9 protein-coding genes, 1 tRNA gene and 1 pseudogene are annotated in these 7,797 nt (G+C 68.2%); 2 read left to right on the top strand and 9 right to left on the bottom strand.

The annotated features are described in order from the left end of the window. The 4 genes and pseudogenes from TW83_RS08955 to TW83_RS08940 form a co-directional block, all read right to left on the bottom strand. A pseudogene (locus TW83_RS08955) lies at positions 1 to 231 on the bottom strand (cysteine desulfurase-like protein); the annotation flags it as partial. Positions 232 to 243: 12 nt separating this feature from the next. Further along, complete coding sequence (locus TW83_RS08950; protein WP_045982422.1) at positions 244 to 981, bottom strand: amino acid ABC transporter ATP-binding protein; 738 nt, start codon at positions 979 to 981, stop codon at positions 244 to 246. 1 nt (position 982) lies between these two features. Then, a complete protein-coding gene (locus tag TW83_RS08945; RefSeq protein ID WP_045982421.1) occupies positions 983 to 1,654 on the bottom strand; it encodes an amino acid ABC transporter permease in 672 nt (223 codons plus the stop codon). A gap of 45 nt (positions 1,655 to 1,699) precedes the next feature. Beyond that, positions 1,700 to 2,479, bottom strand: coding sequence for an ABC transporter substrate-binding protein (locus TW83_RS08940; RefSeq protein ID WP_162198034.1), 780 nt, complete (start codon positions 2,477 to 2,479; stop codon positions 1,700 to 1,702). A 99-nt stretch (positions 2,480 to 2,578) separates the two neighbouring features. On the opposite strand from TW83_RS08940, the gene TW83_RS08935 reads away from it, so the two are divergent. Both TW83_RS08935 and TW83_RS08930 read left to right on the top strand, forming a co-directional pair. Then, positions 2,579 to 3,328, top strand: coding sequence for a FadR/GntR family transcriptional regulator (locus TW83_RS08935; RefSeq protein WP_239441311.1), 750 nt, complete (start codon positions 2,579 to 2,581; stop codon positions 3,326 to 3,328). A gap of 81 nt (positions 3,329 to 3,409) precedes the next feature. Further along, positions 3,410 to 3,486: transfer RNA gene (locus TW83_RS08930), tRNA-Met, on the top strand. A 69-nt stretch (positions 3,487 to 3,555) separates the two neighbouring features. Here the strand turns inward: TW83_RS08930 and TW83_RS08925 are convergent. The 5 genes from TW83_RS08925 to TW83_RS08905 all read right to left on the bottom strand — a co-directional run bounded on the left by TW83_RS08925 (position 3,556) and on the right by TW83_RS08905 (position 7,660). Continuing rightward, a complete protein-coding gene (locus TW83_RS08925; RefSeq protein WP_045982420.1) occupies positions 3,556 to 3,837 on the bottom strand; it encodes a hypothetical protein in 282 nt (93 codons plus the stop codon). Between the two features lie 136 nt (positions 3,838 to 3,973). After that, positions 3,974 to 4,552: a YceI family protein gene (locus TW83_RS08920; protein ID WP_176695150.1), complete on the bottom strand. Its 579-nt coding sequence runs from the start codon at positions 4,550 to 4,552 to the stop codon at positions 3,974 to 3,976. A 92-nt stretch (positions 4,553 to 4,644) separates the two neighbouring features. Next, positions 4,645 to 5,799, bottom strand: a complete 1,155-nt coding sequence (locus TW83_RS08915; RefSeq protein WP_045982419.1) for a cytochrome b/b6 domain-containing protein — start codon at positions 5,797 to 5,799, stop codon at positions 4,645 to 4,647. Between the two features lie 88 nt (positions 5,800 to 5,887). Continuing rightward, positions 5,888 to 6,988 (bottom strand): Gfo/Idh/MocA family oxidoreductase, encoded by a 1,101-nt coding sequence (locus tag TW83_RS08910; RefSeq protein WP_045982426.1) that lies wholly within the window; start codon positions 6,986 to 6,988, stop codon positions 5,888 to 5,890. Between the two features lie 15 nt (positions 6,989 to 7,003). Continuing rightward, entirely contained in the window at positions 7,004 to 7,660 is a 657-nt protein-coding gene (locus TW83_RS08905) for a GntR family transcriptional regulator (RefSeq protein WP_045982425.1), read from the bottom strand. Positions 7,661 to 7,797 lie beyond the last annotated feature (137 nt).

Below are 7,797 nucleotides of genomic sequence, written 5' to 3'. Positions count from 1 at the left end.
GGCATTGACCAGCGTCGCGGCGGCGCGACGGCCCGCCATCAGCGCCTCGGCCGCGGCCTGCGACACCGCATAGCTGCCCCCGATCTGGACGTTGCGGTGCGTCAGGAACTCGACCATGCGGTCCAGCGCGGGCTGAGCGATCTGCGCGCCGCCGGCATTGTCGAAGAACACCCAGTCCTGCGTCAGGCCGGGGAATTGGGACTGCACATAGGCCATGTCCAGCTGTGTCATCGGGGTCGTCCTTCAGTGGTTCAGCACGGCGCCCAGGAAATTGCGCGTGCGTGGTTCTTGGGGGTCGGACAGCACCTGCGCGGGCGGTCCCTGTTCGACGATCTGGCCCGCATCCATGAAGATGACGCGGTCGGCCACCTGGGACGCGAATCCCATCTCGTGCGTGACGACGATCATGGTGGTGCCGGTGCGGGCCAGATCGCGCATGACGTCCAGCACCTCGCCCACCATTTCGGGGTCCAGCGCGCTGGTCGGTTCGTCGAAGAGCATCACCTGCGGCTCCATCGCCAGCGCCCGGGCGATGGCGACGCGCTGCTGCTGGCCGCCGGACAGATTCTCGGGGTACTTGTCGGCCTGGCTGGAAATGCCCACGCGGGCCAGCAGGCGGTCGGCCTGGGCCGCGGCATCCGCCCGCGTGGTGCGGCGCACGCGGCGGGGCGCCAGCATGACGTTCTCGCGTACCGTCAGATGCGGGAACAGATTGAAGGACTGGAACACCATCCCGACCTCGGCACGCACGCGGGCCAGGGCGCGGCCGGTGGTGACGGGCGTGCCGTCCACGCGGATCTCGCTTGCGGGGTCGAACCCCTCCAGCCGGTTGATGCAGCGGATCAGGGTCGATTTGCCGGACCCCGACGGGCCGATGATGCACACCACCTCGCCCTTGGCGACGTCCAGGTCGATGCCGCGCAGCGCCTCGAAGCTGCCATAGGATTTCCGCAGGTTGCGGATGCTGACGAAACCGGCCATCTCAGCGCCTCCGGGCCGCAAAGCGGCGTTCCATGCGCGACACCAGGGCGACCAGCGGCCACAGGAACGCGATATAGATCACCGCGGCCACGATCAGCGGCGTGGGGTTCGCGGCCAGGGCCTGCGCCTGCGTCGCCTGCTTCAGCAGGTCGGGCATGGCCACGACCGATGCCAGCGCGGTGTCCTTGACCACGTTGATCGAATTGTTGGTCAGCGGCGGGATGACGATCCGCACCGCCTGCGGCAGGATCACATCGGCCATGGTCTGGCGGCCGTTCAGACCCAGGGCGGCGGAGGCCTCGAACTGGCCCTTGGGAATCGCCTCGATGCCGGCGCGAAAGATCTCGGCCGTATAGGCGCCCGACACCAGCGTCAGCGCGCTCATGGCGGATGCGAATGGCGACAGGCGCAAACCTACGAAGGGCAGCGCGTAATAGACGATGATCAGCAGGACCAGCAGCGGGATCGACCGGAAGATGTCGATATAGAGCCGTGTCACGAACCGGACCGGGCCGGGCCCGTACAGCCGCGCCATCGCCAGCCCCAGGCCCAGCACCAGCCCCGCGACGATGCTGGCCGCCCCCAGCTGCAGCGTGATCCACAGACCCTGCAGCAGCATGGGAAAGGTCCGCCGCATCACCTCGGCGTTCAGGAAGGTGTCGAAGATATCCATGTGCATCCCTTCGGGTCCGGGACGGGCCCGGACCCGGCTGTCGGATCAGTTGAGCGTCGGCATCGGCAGGACGGTGACGGTGGACGACCCCGCATCGGGAACGACGCCGAACCATTTCTCGTGCAGCTCGGCCACCACGCCCTCGGTCTTCAGCGCGTCCAGTACGGTGTTGACCTCGGTCGCCAGTTCGGCGTCCTTGGCGAACATCATCGAATACTTCTCTCCGGTCGGAATGCGTTCGACGACGGCCAGCTGCGGCTTGTCCTTGACGTAGTACTGCAGCGCCGGGATGTCCGACACGTACCCGTCGATCCGCCCCGCCTGCAGGTCCAGCATCGCGGGCGCCAGCCCCTCATAGCGGCGGATGTCGGCGAACCCGTATTCGGCCTGGTTCTCGGTCGCCCACATGTCGCCGGTCGATCCGGTGTCCACGCCCACGACCTTGTCCTTCATCTCGGCCAGCGATTTCGGCCCCGCGGCCAGGGCGGTCAGCGACTGGTCGCTGTCGTAATAGGGCTGGGCGAAGGTCACCGATTCCAGGCGTTCGTCGGTGATGGTGATGGAGCTGGTCGCGATGTCGATCCGCCCCGACTGCACGGCAGAGAACAGCCCGTTGAAGGGAATGTTCACCGTCTCGACCTCGGCGCCCATGCGGTCGGCCACGGCGGCGACCAGGTCGATCTCGAAGCCCACGAACTGGCCGGCATCGTCCTGGAACTCCCACGGGACGTTGCCGATGTTGGCGCCCACCGTCAGGGTCTCCTGTGCCGACGCGGCAAGGGCCGAACCGGCAAGCAGCGCCAGTGCCATGGTCGTGCGGCGCATCCTTTTTCCGTGCATCATCATCTCCCCGTCTTTATGATTCTGGATTGACCGGCCAAACCGGTCTGACCAGTATCAAGCCACGGGCCGATCCGGTTTGCAATGGCCGTGGTTCCTGTGCAGATGGATGGCGGACGGGATGCCGACGGAAAGGGCAATGCGCGGGTGATGTGGGACAAGGGACCGGTGACGCAGACCATCGCGCGTCGCCTGCAGGAGATGATCCGGTCGGGCGAACTCAAGGCCGGAGAGCGGCTGCCGTCGCAGCGGGTGCTGTCGGAACAGCTGAACGTGTCGCGCCCGTCGCTGCGCGAGGCGCTGCTGACGCTGGAGACGTTGGGCCTGGTCCAGACCCTGCCCGCACGGGGGACCTTCGTGATGGACCCGGCCACGCGGCCCGCTCAGACGACATGGCGCTATGACGATGCCCACGATCTGCGCGAGGTGTTCCAGACCCGCCTGCTGATCGAGGGAGAGCTGGCGCGGCTGGCCGCATCCGCCATCACCCCCGATGCGCTGGCCGGCCTGCAATCGGCCGCCGCCCAGTTCGAGAAGGCCTGGGCGCAGGGCGACCTGGTCGCCCATGTGGACGCGGACCTGGCCCTGCATCAAGGCATCGCGCAGGCCTGCCCGAACCGGATGCTGGCCACGTTGTACAGCACCGTCAGCCAGCTGCTGACCGAGACGCAGCGCCAGCCGATCCCGAACACCGACCCCGATCGCATGGCGCAGTCCATCGCCGAACACCGTGCCATCCTGGCCGCGATGGAACGGCGCGATCCCGACGCGGCGCAGGCGCATATGCGCGACCACATCCGCAACACCGCGCGCTGCGCGGGCGTGCAGATCTAGCGCCCCGAACGCTCTGCGCGCGCTTTTTGGCAAAACCCGCTTGACGGCCCTGCGCCAGTCTTTTAGATCGCCGCTACTCGTGGCGGAGTAGCTCAGTTGGTTAGAGCAGCGGAATCATAATCCGCGTGTCGGGGGTTCGAGTCCCTCCTCCGCTACCAGTCATCCCCCCAGATGCAATCGTGTGAACCCTGCCCCAGGTGGCCTGCGGGCATCTTTTCGTTTTGGGCTCACAGGGCCCCCTCGCTGCCGGAATACATCACGTCCAGCACGCGATGGGCTGCGTCGGTCCGACAGGTCCATGGCGCCTCGGCCCCAGTGACGGCCGCCTGGACCTCGGCGCCTGCCTGCGTTTCGGTCATGGTGACGACGGTGACGGCGGACAGGCCCGTGCCCACTTGGGCCGCGATGGCCGCGCGGCAGGCGGTGGCGGCGGGGCCGGTCAGGTCGTCACCGGCGCAGGCGGCCAGCGGCAGCGCCGCCAGCAGGGCAAGGATGGTTTTGGCGGTCATGCGGCGGCCTTCCGATCCAGCGGTGATTCGCGCAGACCAGTCAACCATGCCGGTCGCGACCCGGCTATCGGATCGGCGACATGCGAAAGGGCCCGCGGCGATGCCACGGGCCCCTGTCGTCACGCCGGATCGGCAATCATTCGGCGGGCATCGCCTCGACCGAGATGCGGACCTCGACCTCGTCGGACACGGCGGGGGCGAACATGCCGGCGTTGAAGTCGCTGCGCAGCAGGGTGGTGGTCGCGTCAAAGCCCAGCCAGGGCTTGTTCTCCATCGGGTGGGTGCCCTGCTGGTTCAGCGTGGTGTCCAGGACGACCTCCTTGGTGACGCCGTTCAGGGTCAGATCGCCGGTGATCAGCGCGGTGGTGTCGCCGGTGACCTCGATGCCCGTGGACTTGAAGGTCACCTCGGGGGCGGCACCCTCGGCGCCGAAGAAGTCGGGCGACAGGAAGTGCTCGTCACGGCCTGCAAAGCCGGTCATCAGCGAAGCGACCGGGAACGTCGCCTCGACCGAGGATGCGGCCGGGTCCTCGGCGTCGAACATGATCGTGCCGGTGATGTCGCCGAACATGCCCGTCGTGGTCGAGAAGCCCAGGTGGCTGTAGTCGAACACGATCTGGCTGTGCGAGGTGTCCAGGCTGTAGGCCTGCGGCTCGGCCAGGGCGGCACCGGCGACAAGGGCGAAAGCGGCGGTCAGGGCGGTCGTTTTCAGCATCGGAATCTCCGTTTGTTGTGGGGGCACCATCCTTGGAAGCGGCCCGTGGGGCAACTAGCGATGCGCGAACAGGGGCTGTCAGCCAGCGCACATCACCGTGTGGCGGTCAGCGCGACGCTCAGGTCCACCTGGAACCCCACCGTGCTTTCGTCGGCATATCCCGCCCCCACCTTCCAGTCGCGGCGGTCCATCACGGCCTGCCCCTGCATCACGGCGACGCCGTCCGTGATGGTCAGATCGAAGGGCAGCGTGACGGGCATCTGCTGGTCGCGCAGGCGCAGCGGTCCTTCGGCGACATAGCCCGCGCCCTCGGGTCGGATCGTGCCCTCGAAGACGGCGGTGGGATGGGCGGCGACGTCAAAGAACTCAGCCCCCTTGGCCTGGTCGGTGACGGTGCCGATGGTGACGCTGTCCATGTTGATGGTCACCGTCACGGCGCCCGTACCGCTGTCCGGGTCGAACGTGATCGCCGCCGTCCAGTCGGCAAAGCTGCCGGTCACGGTCGATCCCATCTGGCGCACGGCAAAGCCGAGTTCACCGTCGGTGACCTGCCATTCAGACGCCGCCTGTTCCAGCATCGCCACCGGGGCCGCGTCGCGCGGCGCGGTGGCCAGCGCATAGGCCGCCCCAGCCCCGAAGACCGCCACCGCGACCAGCGCCGGCAGCGCGTGGCGGGCGGCGACGCCCCGGCCCGCGGGCACGCCCCGCGTCATGCGGCCCAGCACCCCGTCGCGGTCGATCACCGCATGCTTGATGGCGCCCGCCACATGCAGGACCACCGACCCGATCAGCAGGAAGGCAAAGACGTGGTGCACCTGGGCCATGACCATCGCCAGGGCGGGCGATTTCGGCACCAGCGGCAGCCCCTGCCCCAAGGGCCACAGGATCGGCGCGAACCCGTCGGTCGCGGCATGTTCGATCCAGCCCGTCACCGGCACCAGCACCATCGAGCCGTAAAGCGTCCAATGCACCGCCTCGGCCAGCAGGGTCTCCAGTCGGCGTTCGGGGTGGACGGGGGCGGGGCGCGTCTGGGTCAGCGCCCAGCCGATGCGCACCAGCGCCACGACCAGCGCCGCAAGACCCAGCGTCTTGTGGAACGAGAACACCTGCACCTTGAGCGCCATCTGCTCCAGCGGGATGCGTTCGGCCCACAGACCTAGGGCGATGTTGGACAGGATGATCAGGGCGGTCAGCCAGTGCAGGCTGCGGGTGACGCTGCCATAGCTGGCTTTGGTGTTCTGGCGCATGGGGGGCCTTCGATGCGGATTTTTCCCCTGATAGCGCGTTTCGCGGATGCGCGGCACTGCCTTGGCCGCACATCCGCTGTGCGGGTCGTCACAATTCGACGACGCGCCGCTCGATCATCGCGGTCTGCGCCGCCAGCCCCATGCGCACGGCCCAGATGCCGTCCTGGACGCTGACGTCGGGGCGGTCGCGCTGGCCGCGGACAAGTTCCAAGAACCCCCGGTGCTGATAGAAGGTCGAGCCGTTGTGATCCCCCGCATCCAGCAGCGTCGGGTCCACGGGGATCACGTGGACCTGCGGCCCGCGGGGTTCGCGGGGCGACACGACGACCTGCGCCACGGGCGGATCGCCCAGATGCGCGGGCCAGAAGCGCGTGGGACCAGGCACGAAGGCCTCGATCTTGCCGCGGGGGCCCACGGCGCTGATCTCCTCCTGCCAGCGCGATCCTTCGGCGAACATGCACAGCTCCAGCATGGCGCGGGTGCCGTCGGCAAAGTCCACCGCGACATAGCCGTGGTCGAAGATGTCGGGCGTCCGGCCGTCATGCACCTCGTCCAGGTGGTTCAGCGCCTGCCCGCCGGTCGCCATCACACGGACCGGGTCAGACCCCAGCGCCAGCCGCATCAGGTCGAAGAAGTGACAGCACTTCTCGACGAACGTCCCGCCGCTGTAGCGGTTGAAGCGGTTCCACTGACCGACCTTGGACAGGAACGGATAACGGTGTTCGCGGATGCTCAGCATGCGGATGCCGCCGGTGGCCTCCTGGGCCATCTCCAGCAGCCGGGCGACGGGGGGCATGTAGCGGTACTCCATCGCGACCCAGACCGGCGCCGCGTGCCGTGCGGCCAGTTCCGCCACCGCCGCCGCGTCCGACGCCTGGGTGAACAGCGGCTTTTCCACCAGCACCGGCAGCGGCCTGTGCGCGGCCACGGCCTGCAGCTGTTCGACATGGCGGTGGTTCGGGCTGGCGATCAGCAGGCAGTCCAGCCCCGGATGCGCCAGCAGGTCGGCCACGCTGTCGACCATGCGTGCACCGGGGGCCAGCGCCGCGGCGCGGGCGCGCATGGCGGCGTCGGGTTCGAAGATGGCACCGATGGCGGTGCCGGGCAGCAGGGCGATGTTGCGCAGGTGTTCCTGGCCCATCATCCCGCAGCCGATCACGCCATAGGTGATCACACGGCTGTCTTGCATGGTCATGGGATCTCCTTAGACGAGGCGCTGGACGTAGAGCGCGCGGTCGGTGTCGTACCAGGTGCGCGAGAATTCGACCGCGTCCTGGGTCTGCGCCCAGGACAGGCGCTGGATGAAGGCGGTCGTGCTGCCGGGGCGGGGCGCGAAATCGGGCGGCGCCCAGTCGGGCACGGTGCCCAAGCCGACGCGATCCTCGGCCCGGGTGATCCACAGCTTCAGCGCCCGCTTATAGGTCAGGTACAGCGAATCCTGCACCATCTCGGGGGGGATGGCCCCGGCCCCGCCGTCCAGCCAGATCTCCTCGACCGCAATGGGGGTGTCGTCCAGGAACCGCAGGCGCCGGAACCGGGTGCCGTGATCGGCGCTGCCATAGGCGGGCTGGCCGGCATCCTTGGGATGCGATCCGACCGACAGCAGCCGCGCCCGCGGCAGCCCGCCCCCGCCCTGCGCATGTTCCAGCCGGAACATCGAATAGACCGCCCGCGTCGGTTCGCCCGCCCGGATGTAGTTCCCCGATCCCTGCCGACGGTCCAGCAGGCCCTGCGCCTCCAGTTCGGCCAGCGCCTTGCGCAGGGTCCGCACGGTGGTGTCATGCGCCTGGGCCATCTGGCGTTCGGGCGGCAGCTTCTGGCCATCGACCAGACGACCCGCGGCGATGTCGCGAATCATCATCTCGGTGATCTGCAGGTGGATCGGCAACGCGTCCGACCGATGTTCGCCTGCCCCTGCCACGACGGTCCCCCGGAAAATTGATACACCATTGATTTACACGATGGGGGGCGCTATGCAAAGGAAAATCCGACGCCGTC

The organism is Paracoccus sp. S4493 (assembly GCF_000967735.1).
GTDB lineage: Bacteria > Pseudomonadota > Alphaproteobacteria > Rhodobacterales > Rhodobacteraceae > Paracoccus > Paracoccus marcusii.
The sequence above is the reverse complement of the archived record's forward strand: the minus strand, read 5'-3'. Positions and strand labels throughout refer to the sequence as shown.

Excerpts from the sequence above, each read along its gene's own strand:
- TW83_RS08950 (WP_045982422.1), bottom strand. The coding sequence starts at position 981 with ATGGCCGGTTTCGTCAGCATCCGCAACCTGCGGAAATCCTATGGCAGC.
- TW83_RS08945 (WP_045982421.1), bottom strand. The coding sequence starts at position 1,654 with ATGGATATCTTCGACACCTTCCTGAACGCCGAGGTGATGCGGCGGACC.
- TW83_RS08940 (WP_162198034.1), bottom strand. The coding sequence starts at position 2,479 with ATGCGCCGCACGACCATGGCACTGGCGCTGCTTGCCGGTTCGGCCCTT.
- TW83_RS08935 (WP_239441311.1), top strand. The coding sequence starts at position 2,579 with ATGGCCGTGGTTCCTGTGCAGATGGATGGCGGACGGGATGCCGACGGA.
- TW83_RS08925 (WP_045982420.1), bottom strand. The coding sequence starts at position 3,837 with ATGACCGCCAAAACCATCCTTGCCCTGCTGGCGGCGCTGCCGCTGGCC.
- TW83_RS08920 (WP_176695150.1), bottom strand. The coding sequence starts at position 4,552 with ATGCTGAAAACGACCGCCCTGACCGCCGCTTTCGCCCTTGTCGCCGGT.
- TW83_RS08915 (WP_045982419.1), bottom strand. The coding sequence starts at position 5,799 with ATGCGCCAGAACACCAAAGCCAGCTATGGCAGCGTCACCCGCAGCCTG.
- TW83_RS08910 (WP_045982426.1), bottom strand. The coding sequence starts at position 6,988 with ATGCAAGACAGCCGTGTGATCACCTATGGCGTGATCGGCTGCGGGATG.
- TW83_RS08905 (WP_045982425.1), bottom strand. The coding sequence starts at position 7,660 with ATGATGATTCGCGACATCGCCGCGGGTCGTCTGGTCGATGGCCAGAAG.